17 protein-coding genes are annotated in these 16,504 nt (G+C 67.7%); 4 read left to right on the top strand and 13 right to left on the bottom strand.

Going from position 1 to position 16,504, the window contains the following annotated elements:
- Nucleotides 1-6 precede the first annotated feature (6 nt).
- Complete coding sequence (gene fbaA, locus ACWGCN_RS29220; protein ID WP_378633585.1) at nucleotides 7-1,044, bottom strand: class II fructose-bisphosphate aldolase; 1,038 nt, start codon at nucleotides 1,042-1,044, stop codon at nucleotides 7-9.
- A 212-nt stretch (nucleotides 1,045-1,256) separates the two neighbouring features.
- Here fbaA and ACWGCN_RS29225 point away from each other — a divergent pair, with 212 nt between their 5' ends.
- Together ACWGCN_RS29225 and ACWGCN_RS29230 are read left to right on the top strand one after the other, a co-directional pair.
- A complete protein-coding gene (locus tag ACWGCN_RS29225; RefSeq protein ID WP_378995918.1) occupies nucleotides 1,257-1,913 on the top strand; it encodes a DedA family protein in 657 nt (218 codons plus the stop codon).
- Nucleotides 1,914-1,945: 32 nt separating this feature from the next.
- Nucleotides 1,946-2,611 (top strand): DedA family protein, encoded by a 666-nt coding sequence (locus tag ACWGCN_RS29230; RefSeq protein ID WP_378995916.1) that lies wholly within the window; start codon nucleotides 1,946-1,948, stop codon nucleotides 2,609-2,611.
- Nucleotide 2,612: 1 nt separating this feature from the next.
- On the opposite strand, the gene ACWGCN_RS29235 is transcribed toward ACWGCN_RS29230, so the two are convergent.
- The 3 genes from ACWGCN_RS29235 to ACWGCN_RS29245 form a co-directional block, all read right to left on the bottom strand.
- Complete coding sequence (locus ACWGCN_RS29235; RefSeq protein ID WP_378995914.1) at nucleotides 2,613-3,704, bottom strand: glycoside hydrolase family 76 protein; 1,092 nt, start codon at nucleotides 3,702-3,704, stop codon at nucleotides 2,613-2,615.
- 131 nt (nucleotides 3,705-3,835) lie between these two features.
- A complete protein-coding gene (locus ACWGCN_RS29240; protein WP_378995876.1) occupies nucleotides 3,836-4,501 on the bottom strand; it encodes a TrmH family RNA methyltransferase in 666 nt (221 codons plus the stop codon).
- Nucleotides 4,502-4,525: 24 nt separating this feature from the next.
- Nucleotides 4,526-4,864 (bottom strand): DUF4190 domain-containing protein, encoded by a 339-nt coding sequence (locus ACWGCN_RS29245; protein WP_379313161.1) that lies wholly within the window; start codon nucleotides 4,862-4,864, stop codon nucleotides 4,526-4,528.
- A gap of 75 nt (nucleotides 4,865-4,939) precedes the next feature.
- Between ACWGCN_RS29245 and ACWGCN_RS29250 the strand changes: the two genes are divergently transcribed.
- A complete protein-coding gene (locus ACWGCN_RS29250; RefSeq protein WP_379313160.1) occupies nucleotides 4,940-5,386 on the top strand; it encodes a hypothetical protein in 447 nt (148 codons plus the stop codon).
- Here ACWGCN_RS29250 and ACWGCN_RS29255 read toward each other — a convergent pair.
- The 8 genes from ACWGCN_RS29255 to clpB all read right to left on the bottom strand — a co-directional run bounded on the left by ACWGCN_RS29255 (nucleotide 5,370) and on the right by clpB (nucleotide 14,431).
- Complete coding sequence (locus tag ACWGCN_RS29255; protein WP_379313159.1) at nucleotides 5,370-6,368, bottom strand: alpha/beta fold hydrolase; 999 nt, start codon at nucleotides 6,366-6,368, stop codon at nucleotides 5,370-5,372. The genes ACWGCN_RS29250 and ACWGCN_RS29255 overlap by 17 nt on opposite strands.
- A gap of 118 nt (nucleotides 6,369-6,486) precedes the next feature.
- The gene (locus tag ACWGCN_RS29260; RefSeq protein WP_452458326.1) at nucleotides 6,487-7,182 is read right to left on the bottom strand and encodes a lysoplasmalogenase family protein; all 696 of its coding nucleotides are present in this window, start codon (nucleotides 7,180-7,182) and stop codon (nucleotides 6,487-6,489) included.
- A 1-nt stretch (nucleotide 7,183) separates the two neighbouring features.
- The gene (locus tag ACWGCN_RS29265) at nucleotides 7,184-8,242 is read right to left on the bottom strand and encodes a beta-ketoacyl-ACP synthase 3 (protein ID WP_378633570.1); all 1,059 of its coding nucleotides are present in this window, start codon (nucleotides 8,240-8,242) and stop codon (nucleotides 7,184-7,186) included.
- A 69-nt stretch (nucleotides 8,243-8,311) separates the two neighbouring features.
- Nucleotides 8,312-8,875 (bottom strand): orotate phosphoribosyltransferase, encoded by a 564-nt coding sequence (gene pyrE / locus ACWGCN_RS29270; RefSeq protein ID WP_358061648.1) that lies wholly within the window; start codon nucleotides 8,873-8,875, stop codon nucleotides 8,312-8,314.
- Between the two features lie 5 nt (nucleotides 8,876-8,880).
- Nucleotides 8,881-9,687, bottom strand: a complete 807-nt coding sequence (locus tag ACWGCN_RS29275) for an SDR family NAD(P)-dependent oxidoreductase (protein WP_452458325.1) — start codon at nucleotides 9,685-9,687, stop codon at nucleotides 8,881-8,883.
- A gap of 53 nt (nucleotides 9,688-9,740) precedes the next feature.
- Nucleotides 9,741-10,907 (bottom strand): hypothetical protein, encoded by a 1,167-nt coding sequence (locus ACWGCN_RS29280; RefSeq protein WP_452458324.1) that lies wholly within the window; start codon nucleotides 10,905-10,907, stop codon nucleotides 9,741-9,743.
- Between the two features lie 68 nt (nucleotides 10,908-10,975).
- Nucleotides 10,976-11,791: a DUF5666 domain-containing protein gene (locus ACWGCN_RS29285; protein WP_378995862.1), complete on the bottom strand. Its 816-nt coding sequence runs from the start codon at nucleotides 11,789-11,791 to the stop codon at nucleotides 10,976-10,978.
- 63 nt (nucleotides 11,792-11,854) lie between these two features.
- Nucleotides 11,855-14,431: an ATP-dependent chaperone ClpB gene (clpB, locus tag ACWGCN_RS29290; protein WP_452451827.1), complete on the bottom strand. Its 2,577-nt coding sequence runs from the start codon at nucleotides 14,429-14,431 to the stop codon at nucleotides 11,855-11,857.
- 211 nt (nucleotides 14,432-14,642) lie between these two features.
- On the opposite strand from clpB, the gene ACWGCN_RS29295 reads away from it, so the two are divergent.
- A complete protein-coding gene (locus ACWGCN_RS29295; protein ID WP_452458323.1) occupies nucleotides 14,643-15,632 on the top strand; it encodes an NADP-dependent oxidoreductase in 990 nt (329 codons plus the stop codon).
- Nucleotides 15,633-15,736: 104 nt separating this feature from the next.
- Here ACWGCN_RS29295 and ACWGCN_RS29300 read toward each other — a convergent pair whose 3' ends face one another.
- A complete protein-coding gene (locus tag ACWGCN_RS29300) occupies nucleotides 15,737-16,495 on the bottom strand; it encodes an ESX secretion-associated protein EspG (RefSeq protein WP_378995856.1) in 759 nt (252 codons plus the stop codon).
- Nucleotides 16,496-16,504: the final 9 nt, after the last annotated feature.

Raw genomic sequence — 16,504 nt, forward strand, 5'->3', positions numbered from 1 at the left:
CGAAAATCAGAAACTGCTCACGGAGCGTCCGGCCGACTTCAGGTCGTTGCAGGCCTCGGTCACGCGCGCGGCCATCGAGGTCTCGGCCTTCTTCAGGTAGCTGCGCGGATCGTAGACCTTCTTGTTGCCGACCTCGCCGTCGATCTTCAGCACACCGTCGTAGTTGGCGAGCATGTGACCGGCGACCGGGCGGGTGAAGGCGTACTGGGTGTCGGTGTCGACGTTCATCTTCACCACGCCGTAGCGCAGCGAGTCCTCGATCTCGGACTTCAGCGAGCCCGAACCACCGTGGAACACGAAGTCGAACGGCTGCGCACCGGACTCGAGGCCCAGCTTCTCGGCCGCGACGCGCTGCCCCTCGGCCAGCACCTCGGGCTTGAGCACCACGTTGCCCGGCTTGTACACACCGTGCACGTTGCCGAAGGTGGCGGCCAGCAGGTACTGCCCGTTCTCGCCCGCGCCGAGCGCGGCGATGGTCTTCTCGAAGTCCTCGGGCGAGGTGTAGAGCTTGTCGTTGATCTCGGCCTCGACGCCGTCTTCCTCGCCGCCGACCACACCGATCTCGACCTCGAGGATGATGTTGGCCGACTTACAGGCCTTCAGCAGCTCCTGGGCGATCTCGAGGTTCTCGTCGATCGGGATGGCCGAGCCGTCCCACATGTGCGACTGGAACAGCGGGTTCAGACCGGCGTTCACGCGGTCCTGCGAGATCGCGATCAGCGGACGCACATAGGTGTCCAGCTTGTCCTTGGGGCAGTGGTCGGTGTGCAGCGCGATCGTCACGTCGTACTTCGCGGCGACGATGTGCGCGAACTCGGCCAGTGCCACCGCGCCGGTGACCATGTCCTTCACGCCCAGACCGGAGCCGAACTCGGCACCACCGGTGGAGAACTGGATGATGCCGTCACTGCCCGCGTCGGCGAAGCCCTTGATGGCGGCGTTGATCGTCTCCGACGACGTGCAGTTGATAGCCGGGAACGCGAACGAGTGCGCCTTGGCCCGGCCGAGCATCTCGGCGTAGACCTCCGGGGTCGCGATAGGCACAGCAGTGACCTCCGTCTTGTGGGGAGCAAAAACCAATTCTGTCAGGCCACACCCTAAATTAGGAAGGCGAACGCGAGATCACCCGGTGGGCTGAGGTTCACCCGCAGGGCACTCATGTCACAGATCGGACCGGTACTGTGGGGGCCGTGACTTTGCTGGCGGTATCCGATGCGGTGACGACCAACCTTGCGTTGACCCAGTTGCTGGACCCGATGTATCTACTCCAGGAGACCTGGCTCGCGAACGCGGTGCTGCCCGCCATCCTGGCGATTGTCTTCATCGAGACCGGTCTGCTGTTCCCGTTGCTGCCAGGTGACTCGCTGCTGTTCACCGGCGGCATGCTCGCCGCGCAACCGGGCTCGACCCTCTCGATCTGGGTCCTCGTGCCGTTGGTGATTCTCACAGCCTTCCTAGGCGACCAGTGTGCGTATTGGATCGGCCGAAAGATCGGTCCGGCCATCTTCAAGAAGGAAGACAGCCGCTTCTTCAAGAAGCACTACGTCACCGAGACACACGAGTTCTTCGAGAAGCACGGCCCCAAGACCATCATCCTGGCCAGGTTCGTGCCGATCGTGCGTACGTTCATGCCGGTGCTGGCCGGTGTGTCGCAGATGAGCTACCGCAAGTACGTGGCGTTCGACATCGTCGGCGCGGTCCTGTGGGGTGGCGGCGTCACGATCCTCGGCTACTTCCTCGGCAATGTGCCGTTCATCCGCGACCACATCGAGGGAATCTTCCTGCTGATCGTGTTCGTCTCGATCCTGCCCGCGATCATCACGGTCGGTAAGAAGGTGCTCGAGCGCCGCAACGCACCGGGCGCGTCGGCGCAGAGCGGCGAGCTGGCTGCTTCGACGAACGAGACGCACTGATCCCTGTGACCGCAGTACCGTCGACCCTCGCTATGGGCAGCTTCGATCCGCTGATCTCAGCAGGCCCCGCTGTGGTCTGCACGGTGGTGCTAGTTTTCGTCTTTCTCGAATGCGCGTTCATCATCGGGCTGTTCCTGCCCGGTGATTCCATGCTGATCACCGCGGGCATCGTGCTCGCCTCGCACGCCAATGGCGAAGCGCAGGTCTGGGCGTTGTCGGTGGGCACCATGCTCGCCGCGATCGCGGGTAATCAGGTGGGTTATGTCGTCGGGGCGCGAACCGGGCACCGCCTGGTCGCGCGCAAGAACGGCCGATATATCAACACCAAGAATCTGGCCAAGGTCACCGATCTGCTCGAACGGCACGGGTTCCTCGCGGTACTGGTGGCCCGCTGGATTCCGTGGGTGCGCACGCTGTGCCCGATGGTGGCGGGTGCGGCCGGGATGGATCATCGGCGCTACACCGTCGCCAGCACGCTCGGCGCGGTTATCTGGGCGCCGGTGCTGTTGCTGATCGGGTACTACGCGGGCGAGTTCCTCGAACAGGTTCCGTGGCTGATGCCCGCGGTGATCGGCACGCTGGTCGTCGGTCTGATCGTCGGCACCGTCCTCGGTATCCGGCACTATCGCCAGGAGATGGCGCGGCCGGTCGAGGATTACGACCTCGAGCCGAGCGTCGCGGTCGAGTCCGAGCGCTGAGCTACAGCCCGGCCGCGGTGACCTGGTAGGCCGCTTCCATCAACATCCAGCCGGCCAGCTGCACGGACAGGTCGCGTTCGGGCACCGCCGAGGCCGTCACCGAACCGCCCGCGGTGAATTTGCCCGCGCCTGCGGTGCCACCTGGCAGCCTGGCCGGCTTGCTCCAGTCGAATCCGAACAGCGGCTCGCCTTCGAACTCGAGCCGATTGGCCCAGGCGGCGGTGGCCGAGGCTTTGACAATGGCCGCGGCGGTGCGCCGATCGGTTTCGGCCTGCTTGCCCTCGCCGGGCAACATCAGGGCGACCACCGCGAGGTAGCGCGCCAATACGCCGTTGAACAGCCCACCGTCACCGCCGCCGCCACCGTTGATCACCAGGCGGGTGGTCATGTGTTCTTCCACCGCGGCCAGCAAGCCGCTGACTCGTTCGATGTGACGTTCGTCGTCGTCGGTGTGCACGGCCAGCTCGGTTTCCAGACCGAGCACGACTCCCTGGCAGTAGCTGAACACCGGGCGTTCGACCTCGCCCGAGGGTAGGTGGATCCCGTCGAGGATCAGGCCGGATTCGGGGTCGCGGAGGGTGGCGTCGAGCCAGTCGGCCACCTCTCGGGCGCGCTCCACCCGGCCGAGGCGTAAGAGCGCGATGCCCGCTGGGCCGTTGGCGGGGGCGTTGAAGAAGTCCGATTTGATCCGCCACGGAATACCGCCGCCGACCTCCGGTTCCCAGGCGCCGTAGAGCTTCTGTTCGAGGGCGAGCAGGCCGCTGCGCGCCGAGGTGAGTTCCTGGGTGCGCTCGGCGCGTTCCAGGGCAATGGCCAGCCAGGCCATGTCGTCGTAGTAGCGATTGGTCCAGCCGGTGATGTTGCGTAGCCGGATGCCGCGGGCGATCGCGCCGATGCGCCTGCGGCGGGCGGGGGTGGGGACACGATTGGCGGCGTCGACCGCGACGTCGAGCAGGTGGGCCTGCCACCAGTAGTGCCAGCCCGCGAACGCTCGTTCGCGACGAGTCGCCGGCCAGCCGACAACACCCAATTCCGTTCCGGGACAACCCCACAGCGTCCGCAGATGCCGCGAGACAATCGCGGACTCGGCCATGTCGGCACGCTCGGACCACAGCGCCGGGGTGGGCACGGATCCGGCGCGATCAGAGGGCTGGGGGCGCCGGCCGCTGCGCGAGGTCATGGCTCCATGGTGCCAGGTGGTACCGACATTCCGTGCCCATTCCGTTACCAGGCCGCAGACAGGTCGGCGTGTTGACGGATCCAGGCGTGCATGGCGATGCCCGCGGCGACACCGGCGTTGATGCTGCGGGTCGAGCCGAACTGGGCGATCGAAACGGTCAGGGCCGCTGCGTTTTTCGCGTCGTCGCTGACGCCGGGACCCTCCTGGCCGAACAGCAGCAGGCACTCGCGTGGCAGTTCGGCGGTCTCGAGTGGGACCGCGCCGGGCACATTGTCGACGGCAACCACCGTCAAGCCCTCGCGCGCGGCGAACTCACGCAGTTCGGCGAGGTCGCTGTGGTGGACGAGGTGCTGGTAGCGGTCGGTGACCATGGCACCACGCCGGTTCCAGCGCCGTCTGCCGACGATGTGCACCGCGGCGGCGGCGAAGGCGTTGGCGGTACGAACCACGGTGCCGATGTTGGCGTCGTGGCCGAAGTTCTCGATGGCCACGTGGAAGGGGAAACGGCGGGCGTCGATGTCGGCGACGATCGCCTCGCGGGTCCAGTAGCGGTAGGTGTCGACGACGTTGCGGCGGTCGCCCTCGGCCAGCAGAACAGGGTCATAGCGCGCGTCGGTGGGGACGGGGGTGTCGTATTCCTGCTCCCACGGACCGAGGCCGTGCGGGTGCTCGCCCCACTCGGTCGGGCCCGCGACCTCTGCTTCATTCACCCGGCAATGCTAGGCGGGGCCTCGCTACGACGAGGAATCGGCCATCGCGCCGACGATCATCAGCACCAGGGCGACGCCGAAGATCAAGACGGTGAAGGCCAGCAAGCACGTACCGACGATGCCGAGGATGTAGCCGGCGTACACCTGCGTGCGACCACCGATCTGCCCACCGGAGCCATCGATTTCAGCGAGCACGCCGCGACCCTTGAGCCAGGCGAACGGAGCGCACAACCCACACAGCGACATGCCGAGCACACCGAGGACGAGGACCGTGGTGGCCTGCGGATGCTCGGGCGGCGGGCCGTAGTAGCCCTGGGGATAGCCCTGCGGGTAGCCCTGGGGCCCGTTGTCCGGGTAACTCATGACCGAAGCGTAATCGCGACCGCCCCGAATCGCCGTTTATCCTGGAGGGACAGAGTCTTTTCGGTGGTGAGCGTGATGGATCATGCGCGAGTTTCGCGGGCGCTGATCGGCGTCGTGGCGGGGTATCTGATCGCGCTCGCGGTGTGGTTGGGGTGGTTGGCTCCGCACGCGCCGCCGGGCACCGCACCGTTTCAGGTGATGATCATGGTCGGGCTGTTCGGTTCGGCGTGCGGGATCGCGATGACGTGGGCTTCGATGCCGACGCGGGCGGATCGGCGATTGCTCAGGCACGGGCTCGAGGGGTGGGCGCGCATCGACGGGGTGCACCCGTTGAGCCGGACCGATCACGCGAGTGAGCTCACCGAGTTCGAGGTGGAGCTCACGGTGCCCGGGTCCGAGAGCTACCACGGGACGATCGTGGTAGACGTGATGCCGGTGCACAAGCCCAGAATGGTTGTCGGACAGACAGTTCCGATTCGGGTGGACCCGCAGGACCGGGATCGGATCATCCTGGCGCTGTGAGCGGGGCGTGTCCGTTCGTCCGCGCGGGGTCGACAGCGGGCTCCGGGTTGTTCGACGGCGCGGGTGACGGGAGACCGACGATCGGGCGACCGCGGCGGAGGGTGCGCTGCCAGCGCAGGGGGTCGAAGACGGCCGGGTCGGTCTCCTCGATGAACGAGCGGATCAGCGCGACGAAGCGGTCGGGGTCGAAATGATGCGGGAAATGACCTGCGCCCGCGAAGATTTCGATGCGACTGCCCGGGAAGGCGCGGTGCGCGCGATCCGCGTGACCCGACGGGATGACGGTGTCGCGGGTGCCGCCGACGACCAGCGTGGGCAAGTGGGCGGCGAGATAGCCGCGGTCGAGCATGGTGATCGTCTGGCCGCGGCGGTCGGCGGCCGCGCGGATGGTGCGCAGGAAGGCGTTGCGAGCGCCGGAGTCGGAGAGGTGACCGTAGAGGCGGAGCACGTATTCGGCGTCGGGACCGAGGCCGAGGCCACCCAGTGCGGTGACGATCGGCACCGCGGCCGTCACCGCGGTGCGCACCGGCCAGCTGGTGATCGCCATCAGCGCCGGGCCTGCGCCCGCCAGTGTCGCGAGCCGGAACGCGGGGTGCACCCCCGCACCCATTCCCGCCGGGCACACCAGTGCGATCCGCTCCACCTTCTCGGGAAACTGGTAGGCGAACTGCATCGCGACACCGCCGCCGAGCGAGTGCCCGACGACGGTGATCCGCTCGATGCCGAGGATGCTGAGCAGATCGCGCATGCCGTTGGCGTAGGCCGCCACGGCGTAGTCACCGCGCGGTTTGTCCGATTCGCCGTGGCCCAGCAGGTCAGGTGCGATCACGGTGTAATGCTCGGCGAGCGCGTCGAAGACCGGCGCCCACGTCCCCGAGCTGTCGGTGATGCCGTGGATGAGCAGCAGCGGCGGACCGGTTCCGGCCATCCGGAACGCCCGGCGATACCCGTGCACCTCGATGAACTGCGCTTCCCCACTCATCTAGGAAGCGTGCGCGCGAGGTGTTGCGGCCCGGCGACACCTGAGTTAGCGCCGTGTGACACCGAGTATCACGAACTCACCGGCGAGCGGGAACGCGAGACGCTACCGGTGCGAGATCCTACGTTCGGCCCCGATCACGGGGAGGCGGGACAGTGAGCAGGTATTGCGCGCAGGCGTAGGTCGCCAGGATGACGCCCTCGGCGATCCGGCGGGTGCGGTCGTCGCGGGCGAAGAGGCGGCGCACGACGATCAGCGCATCCGAGATCGTGAACAGCAGGGCCCCGACGCCGTAGCGACTGCGCGGGTCGGAGTTCGGAATGTTCAGGCCCGCGATGTCTTTCGCATCCGGGGCGAGAGCCGGGTCCGAAGCGAGGGTCGCGGCCGTTCCCAATGTCGCGCCGTAGGCGGTGAGCGGCAGAACGAGGTTCGGGGCTTTGGCGCGCAGCAAGCCCGCCGCGCCGACCCAGGCCACCACGCGCGGGAGGGCGATCTCGGGGCGCGGCCGGGCACCGCGCTTCCACCACAGCAGGGAGTAGCCGGTTTGCATGACCGCGAACGACGATGCGCCCGCGATGAGGCGGCGGTCGTCGTCGGGGTCGAGCAGCAGCACATCGCCGACCGTCGCGGCGGCCAGCGAGCCGAGCAGCAGCCGGCGTTCGGCCGGATCGAGATCGACGCCGCCGGCCACCGTGTCGGCGGCGAGCAGCGGCATCAGCAGTGGCTTGGCGACCCATTGCAGGCGGTCGCGGCCGGTGACGGCACCGAACACGGTGACCGCCGCCGCCCCTAGATAAGCGGCGCGCAGCCCTCGCATGTCAGAAGCTCGGTTCCTTCGGGGCGGGCGGCAGCGTCACTACCTGGCCCGCGTAACTCAGACCCGCGCCGAAGCCGAGCAGCAGCGCGAGCTGACCGCCCTTCGCCTTGCCCGTGACCAGCATTTCCTCGATCGCCAGTGGCACGGAGGCGGCGGAGGTGTTGCCGGTGTTCTCGATGTCGTTGGCGATCGGGACACTCTCGGCCAGGCCGAGGTTCTTCTTCATCAGCTCGTTGATCCGGGCGTTGGCCTGGTGCGGGACGAACACCTCGATGTCCTCCTTGGCCACGCCGGAGGTCTCGAGCGCCGCGGAGAGCGCGCGCGGCAACGTGACCGCGGCCCACCGGAAGACCTTGGGGCCCTCCATGTGCAGCGACATCCGGCCGACGGCCTCGACCGCCGGATCGGTGCCCTGCAGGGCCTGCGCCTTGTTCATGTACTCCAGGAAATCGACGTCCTGGGCGATCGCTTCGGCGTTCTCACCGTCACTGCCCCAGACTGTCGGGGAGATGCCGTTGTCCTCGGCCGGACCGACGACCACAGCGCCCGCGCCGTCACCGAAGATCATCGCGGTGCCGCGGTCGGTGGGGTCGAGGCCGACGGTCATCGTCTCGGCGCCGATCACCAGCACATAGTCGAACGAGCCTGCGCGGATGAGGTCGGCGGCCACACCGAGCCCGTAACAGAAGCCACCGCAGCCGGACGTTAAATCGAAGGCGGCAACCCCGTTGAGCCCGAGGTCGAAGGCCACCGAAGGGGCGCCGTGCGGGGTGAGCTTGAGCCAGCTCGACGTGCACAGGACGACCGCGCCGATCTTGGATCGATCGATCGGGGTGTTGTTCAGCGCGCGCTCACCGGCGGCCGCGGCGATCGACCGGATCGTCTCGTCGCCACTGATCCAGCGCCGGTTGTGGATACCGGTGCGCTCGAAGATCCAGTCGGGCGTCGAGTCGAGGGTCTCGCACACTTCGGCGTTGGTGACGATGCGCTGCGGACGGTAGGCACCGATCCCGAGCATCGCAACGTTGTCGCGACCTTTGTTTACTGCAATGCTCACCACAGGTGACTCACACGTCCTTCAGACTTTCCGGACAGACCACGTCGTCATCCGGGTTCGGCGTTGTTCAGGCTATCCCAGGGCGAGATCGTCGAGACCGAGGATGGATCGATATTCCAGCCCCTCCTCGGCGATCACCTGGTCAGCACCGGTTTCCCGGTCGACAACGGTGGCAACGCCGACCACGATCGCGCCCGCGTCGCGCAACGCGCGCACCGCGGTGAGCGGCGAGTTGCCGGTGGTGGTGGTGTCCTCGACGACGAGCACGCGCTTGCCGACGATATTGGGGCCCTCGATCTGGCGCTGCATGCCGTGCGCCTTGGCGGCCTTACGGACCACGAAGGCGTCGATCGGACGGCCCGGCGCGTGCATCACGGCCATCGCGACCGGATCGGCGCCCATGGTGAGCCCGCCGACAGCGTCGAAGTCCCAGTCGGCGACGAGCTCACGCAGCAGCGTCCCGATCAGCGGCGCCGCCTGGTGATGCAGGGTCGCGCGGCGCAGGTCGACGTAGTAGTCGGCTTCCTTGCCCGAGGACAGCGTCACCTTGCCGTGCACGACCGCGAGCTCGCGCACGAGGGCGGCCAGCTGGTCGCGATCGGCCTTCGTGAGCGCCTGACGTGCTTGGTCGATCATCTAAGTCATGTCCTTCCGCGTGCGTTGAAGAGTCCGCGATTCATGCGGGCCACCAGGGTGCGCGGGATGAAGCCCGCTACCGCGGTAAGCACCTTGTACTGCACGCCGGGCACGCTGATCACCCGGCCGGAGTCCAGATCCTGCAGGCACCCGTCGACGACCTGGTCGACGTCGAGCCACAGGCGCTCGGGCAGCGAATTCATCTCGATGCCCGCGCGCTCGTGGAACTCGGTGTGCACGAATCCGGGGCACAGCGCTTGGATGCGGACACCGGTGCCCACCAATCCACCCGCTAAACCCTCCGTGAAGGATACGACGTAGGCCTTGGAGGCCGAGTAGGTCGACCCCCGTCCGGGGATCAACCCGGCCACGCTCGCCACATTCACGATCGAACCCGCGCCCGCCGCGACCATCGGCGGCAGGGCCGCCCTGGTGAGTTGCAGGACCGAGGTGACGTTGACGTCGAGCTGGGCCTGCAGCTCCGCGGGCTCGAGGGTCCAGAACTCACCCGAATGCGCGAAACCCGCGTTGTTCACGAGGAATTCGATGCCCTGGGCGGCTCTGGCCGCGACGCGAGCGCGATCGTCGTCATCGGCCAGGTCGGCGACGACGACTTCGGCCGACGTGGCGAAACGGCGGGCCACATCGTCGGCGAGTGCGCGCAGGCGTTCCTCGTTCCTGGCGACGAGGACCAGGTCGTAGCCGAGGGCGGCGAGACGGTGGGCGAAACCCTGCCCGATGCCGGACGTCGGTCCGGTGATCATCGCGACGGGGCGGTGCACGCCGGGCAGACGTGAAGGACTATCAGACATCGCTGGTCGATTCCGGTCGACGGGGTGCCGCGACGACTACCGCGGCAGGTGGATCACTTCGGAACAGGGCCCTGGTAGGGGCGGAAACCGGGGTGGAACGGTCCGCCCGGCTGACCCGATTCCGCGTCGTCGAGCGGTGGCTCGGGGCGGGGACGCGGCTCGGGGACGACGGCCAGCGACGGGCGCTTCGGCGGTTCGCCGAGCGGGCGGCGGCCGGGGGCGGGCTGGTCTTCGAACTCGGGGTCGTCGAGATCGGGATCGTAGTCGGCGGGCAGAGCGGGGGCGCGGCCGCCGATCGGTGCGCGATCGTCCACGTCGCGGGTCGCGGAGCCACGCGGCGCGGAGGGCGCGTCGACTTCGGGGAAGCGGGCGCCACGGTAGGGCTCGTCGTCATCGGGCAGGCGGGCCGCGGAACCACGGGGGGCGAAGGGCTCGTCATCGGAGTCGAGTTCGTCGGGGCCGGGGAAACGGGCGCGGCCACGTTCTTCCACATCGGCGTATTCCGCACGACCCACGGCGAATTCGCGATCGTCGTCTTCGTCGTCGTACTCGGGTCGGAAACCGGGTGCGAGATTGGCACTCGACCGCGGCCGGGTGAACTCGTTCGGCTCGGCCACCGGGGGCAGCACGTGCAGCAGGCCGGATAGGCGGAGCACCACGTCGATGGCGGTCTCCCAGTCCTTGGATCCGCTGCCGACGGGGAGCATGCCGAGGGTCCAGTTGCCCTCACTCCACAGCATCTGCACGGTGTCGGACAGCGACTCGATGAAGCCGACCATCCGCTGATCCACCGCGTGGCGCGCGATCTCGGGGTCGGTGGCGAACACGACCCGGTCGCCGATGGCGCCGAGCAGTTCCAGATCGTGGTCCTTCGGCGGCGCGGCGGTCTTGAGCCGCATGTCGACATCGATCTCGGAGCCGATCTGGCGTCGCACGGCCACCAGGGTCGCGGCGTCCTCCAGGTCGAAGAGCACGAACTTCTCGCCCTTGCGAATACCGGAGACCACGTCGACCGCCGAGAGATAGCCGAGCTTGGCCAGCGCGCCACGGCGCCACGTCGAGGCGAGCGCGGGCTCCACCGACACGTAGGTGTAGCCCTGGGACTTCGCCCACACCTGTCTCGCGTGTCCGGTGCGCTGCCGCTGGACCCGATCGAAATACAGCAGGACGACCGCACCCACGAGTGCGATCGCTGCTAACCCGAACCACATAGCCGTCATCGTCGCCTAGCCTATCCAGCCGTCGCCGTGATTGCCCGGTAGCACCGGGGATTCGACGCGCGGGTCGCTCATCGGGGGCCGCCCGGCAACGCCGTACTGATAATGATCTTGGCGTGGATCGACCCGTCTGGGTTCTTGTCGCCCTGCACCATAACCATGTCGCCCACGGGAAGCTCGCTCGCCTTCGTGCTGGTCAGCGAGATCACCTGGGTGGCATCGTCGATCAGCACTCGCACATCGGATCCACCGAGGGTGCTCATGGTGATCTCGGTGCCGGTATTGGCGGTGATACTGCCCATGGTGGCGCCGAGATCTTCGCCGCCGCCGAGACCGGGCAAGCCGGGGAGCCCGCTCGTGCTCGGCGGAGAACCCGGCGTGGTTTGTTTCGGTGTCGGCGGGACGAGCAGCTGGCTCGTCGTCGGTGCCGAAGCGGTGTTGCCGCCCGAGTCGTTACCGCTCAGCACGAGACCGGCGAGCACCCCGCCGACCGCGATCAACGCCAGCACGCCCAAGCCGAGCGCGATCCACAAACCGATGTGACGTTTGGGAGGTTCCTCCTGGTCACCGTCCTGCGGCCGCGGTGGATACCCCGGCGGCGGCGCGGCGGGATAGCCCTGGCCGTAACCGGGTGGCGGCGCCTGGTAACCCTGGTCGTACCCCGGCGGCGCCTGCTGCGGCGGTGGTTGAGCTGCCGGATAACCACTTTCGTAGTCACCCCATTGCGCGTCGTGCGGCGGCAACGCCTGCGTCGGGTTCGACGGTTGCCCCCACTCGTCGAACGAATTGCCTCCGTACGGCGTGGTCGAGTCGGTGCCCGGCGAACCCAGCCGTTCGGTCGGCGAATCCTCCGGGCGTTGCCCCCACGGATCGTTCGGGTTCGTCATGGGCTCCAGGGTAGGACAGCCCGGTGCGTTTGGGAGGTCCCTACGCACCGGGCTGTAGATAAATCACGAGCTGTGGACAACTTCGCCTTCGACGACGAGCTTGTCGGTGGCGTCGTCCACACTCACCTTCACCGTGTCACCGTCGGCGACCGAACCGGAGAGCAGTTCCTTGGCCAGGCTGTCGCCGATGGCCTGCTGGATCAGCCTGCGCAGCGGTCGCGCACCGTAGGCCGGGTCGTAGCCGCGCACGGCCAGCCACTGCTTGGCCTCCTCGGTGACATCGAGGGTCAGCCTGCGCTGCGAGAGCCGTTTCTGCAGCTGACGCAGGTTGATGTCGACGATCGACTCCAGTTGCTTCGCGTCGAGCGCGTGGAACATCACCACGTCGTCGAGCCGGTTGATGAACTCCGGCTTGAACGCGCGCCGCACCGCCTCCATCACCTGATCGCGGTCGCCACCGGCGCCGAGATTGGAGGTGAGAATGAGGATCGTATTGCGGAAGTCGACCGTGCGACCCTGGCTGTCGGTGAGCCTGCCCTCGTCGAGAACTTGCAACAAAATGTCGAAGACGTCCGGGTGCGCCTTCTCGATCTCGTCGAACAGCACCACCGAATACGGTCGCCTGCGCACCGCTTCGGTGAGCTGGCCACCCTGGTCGTAGCCGACATATCCGGGCGGCGCGCCGACGAGGCGAGCCACCGAGTGCTTCTCGCTGTACTCGCTCATGTCGATACGCACCATGGCGCGTTCGTCGGCGAACAGGAAGTCGGCGAGCGATTTCGCCAGCTCCGTCTTGCCGACACCGGTCGGGCCGACGAACAGGAACGAGCCCGTCGGACGGTTCGGATCGGCCACACCGGCGCGCGCCCTGCGGACCGCGTCGGACACGGCCTGCACCGCTTCTTCCTGCCCGACGACGCGGCCCGCGACCTCGGTTTCCATCCGCAGCAGCTTGGCGGTCTCGCCTTCGAGCATCCGGCCGACCGGCACCCCGGTCCACGCCGAGACAACATCGGCGATGTCGTCGGGAGTCACCTCCTCGTTGAGCATCACGTCACCGTCGGACGCCCCGGCACTGGCCTTCTCGGCGTCGGCGAGTTCCTTCTCCAAGTCGGGAATGCGCTTGTAGCGCAGCTCGGCGACCTTGCCGAGATCGCCGTCGCGCTCTGCCCGCTCGGACTCGCCGCGCATGGCCTCCAGTCGCTCCTTGAGCCCGCGCGCCGAATCGAGCGCGTTCTTCTCGTTCTGCCAGCGGGTGGTGAGCTGGCTGAGCTTCTCGCGGTCGTCGGCCAATTCCTGGCGCAGCTTCTCCAGCCGCTGCTTGGACGCGGCGTCGGTCTCCTTCTCGAGCGCCACCTCTTCGATCTCGAGGCGCCGCACCGCCCGCTCGATCTCGTCGATCTCGACGGGCCGCGAGTCGATTTCCATCCGCAGCCGCGAAGCCGACTCGTCGATCAGGTCGATCGCCTTGTCGGGCAGAAATCGCGAGGTGATGTAGCGGTCCGAGAGCGTCGCCGCCGCCACCAGCGCGGAATCGGTGATCCGCACGCCGTGGTGCACCTCGTAGCGCTCCTTGATGCCGCGCAGGATGCCGATGGTGTCGGCCACCGACGGCTCGCCGACCAGCACCTGCTGGAATCGCCGTTCGAGCGCGGCGTCCTTCTCGATGTACTTGCGGTACTCGTCGAGGGTGGTCGCGCCGACCAGCCGCAGCTCACCGCGGGCCAGCAGCGGCTTGATCATGTTGCCCGCGTCCATCGCCGAGTCGCCGGTGCCGCCCGCGCCGACGATGGTGTGCAGCTCGTCGATGAAGGTGATGATCTCGCCCGCGCTGTTCTTGATGTCGTCGAGCACGGCCTTGAGCCGCTCCTCGAATTCACCGCGATATTTCGCGCCCGCCACCATCGCGCCGAGGTCGAGCGAGACAACCTTCTTGTTGCGCAACGACTCCGGCACATCGCCTTCGATGATGCGCCGCGCCAGCCCTTCGACGATGGCGGTCTTGCCGACGCCGGGTTCGCCGATGAGGACGGGATTGTTCTTGGTGCGCCTGCTCAGTACCTGCACCACGCGCCGGATCTCGGTGTCGCGCCCGATCACCGGGTCGAGTTTGCCCGCGCGCGCCAGCTCGGTGAGGTCTGTGGAGTACTTCTCGAGCGCCTGGTAGCTGGCTTCCGGATCGGCACTGGTGACCCGGCCACTGCCGCCGCGGACCGCGGTGAACGCGTCGCGCAGGGCCTCCGGGGTTGCGCCGTGCTTGCGCAGCAACTGAGCGACATCCGAATCACCTTCAGCCAACCCGACCAGCAGGTTTTCGGTGGAGACGAACTCGTCGCCGAGCTCGGTGGCGAGCTGCTGGGCGGCGGTCATCGCGGCGAGGACCTCACGGCCCAGTTGCGGTTTGGTGGTGGCGCCGGTGGCACGCGGCAGGCGGTCGACGAGGGCACCTGCCTCACGTTCGACTGTCGCCGGATCGACCCCGATGGCCTTGAGCAACGGTGCGGCGATGCCGTCGGTTTGATCCAGCAACGCCACCAGCAAGTGTGCCGGACGGATCTCCGGATTGCCCGCCGCCGCGGCGGCCTGAAGGGCGGTGTTGAATGCCGCCTGCGTCTTGGTGGTGGGATTGAACGAGTCCACGAATCTCCCTTGTGTGTGTCCGGTATCGACTTGTTCAACGCTCACAAAGTTGAGTCTGTTCCGCTCAACTACAAAAAATTTCACCGACTGCGAATCCGCGCTTCACGGTACGCCGCGACACCACCGAAGACGACCAATCACCGCATGTCGAACGGCTATCCGCCTAGGATTGCGATGCCCGGCTCACCCCCGATGCGAGGAGTTCACCCCCATGCGCGCGATCGTGGTTCAGAAGTTCGGCGCCACACCCGAGCTCGCCGATGTCCCGGTACCCGACGCGGGTCCCGGCGAGGTGCAAGTGGCGCTCGACGCGGCCGGGGTCAACCCGTTCGACCTGAAAATGGCCGACGGCATCCTGGAGGGCAAGATGCCCACCGACTTCCCGATGATCCTCGGCGTCGACGGCGCGGGCACCGTCTCGGCGATCGGCACGGGCGTCACCAAGTTCAAGGTCGGCGACAAGGTGGTCGGCAAATTCCTGACCGCGCCTGCGGGACACGGCAGTTGGGCGCAGTACGCCACGGTCCCCGAGGACGCGACCCTCGTCCCCATCCCCGACGGCGTCACCACGGTGGCCGCGGCGGCGCTGCCGGTCGCCGGCGTGACGGCCCAGGATCTGGTGGACGCCGCGCATATCCAGCCCGGCCAGACAGTGCTGATCGTCGGCGCGACCGGCGGTGTGGGTTCCTTCCTCGTCCAGCTGGCCAATATCGCCGGCGGCCATGTGATCGCGACCGCCCGCGGCGACGCCACCGACCAGGTCGCGCGCCTCGGCGCCGCCGAGACTGTCGACTACACCCAGATCCGCCCCGCCGACCCGAATGTCGACGATCCGGACCCGGCCACCCGCCAGGACTCGAGCATCACCGACGCCGTGCGCTTCACCCACCCCGACGGCATCGACGTCCTGTTCGACCTGGTCAGCTCAGCAGGCGATTTCGCCTCGCACGCCACGCTCGTCCGGCGCGGCGGACACGCCTACTCGACGATCTGGTCAGCCGACGAAGCCAAATTGCGCGACCGCGACATCACTGGCGGAAACTTCGAATCCAAAGGCCGCTCACCAGAATTGAGCCGCCTGCTGTCCCGGGTATCCGCCGGTGATGTGGTGGTGCCGGTGCAGATGACGGTCCCACTGGAGGCCGCTCCCGCCGTCCTCGGCCAGGGCAGCGCACGCGGAAAAACCGTCCTCGCCATCTGATCCACGGGCGGCCGACAGCTTCCTGGCGTTTGGTAGTGCGGCCATATCCAACGCGCACTTCGCGAAGCGACGGCGGCGATGCGACCCGGTCGGCGCTGACCGGCTCAGCGGGGGAGGTACGTGCCGGTGCGGGCCTTGGTGGCCGTGGTGGTGAGGATGGTGGCGAGGGTGGACTGGATTCGGGTGGGGGTGGTGGGTTTGGCGATGAAGGTGGTTTCGCCGTAGAAGACGTAGCGGCCGTCGCCGGGGATGTCGTGGAGTTGGAAGTCGTCGCGGCCTTCGGTGTGGCGGTTGTCGACGCTGCCGTGGGCGTAGACGCCGATGTGGGTGAGGGTGGTGGTGGGTTTGGCCAGGAAAGATTCGAGTTGTTCCCGGGGGGTGGGGTTCCAGCGGTCGCGGACGTGCGGGCGAGGGGCCGCGAGTTCCGCTGCGGTGACGCGGATTTCGCGGCCCTTGCCGGGGGCGACTTTGGGGAGAGTGGACAGGACGGCGGCGGCCAGGGCGTCCGGGTCGAAAAGGTGGAGGGTGATGTCGCCGGGGTTGGTCTCGTCGCCGGGGGCTTGGACGGCGAGGGAAGCGTAGGTATCTCGGGCGCCGCCGTGGGCCCGGATCGTTTTGACGCCCTTGGACGCTCCCGCCACTTCGACGCGGGCGTGCGGGGCGAGCAGGGCGGCCATGGCACGGTCGAGATCACTGTCGAACTCGGCCATCAGGTTCTCCGCGGCCTTGCTGCGCAGGCGCAGGACCTCGGCGTGGGTTTCGACGTCGGTATGGCGATGATGCAGTGGGTACGGGAGGACGTCGCGGCCCGCGGCTTCCCACAGGGTGCGGAAATCTAACGCGGTGAAATGCCAGGTACGCACGGGAGATCT

The organism is Nocardia sp. NPDC055050, from assembly GCF_053608345.1.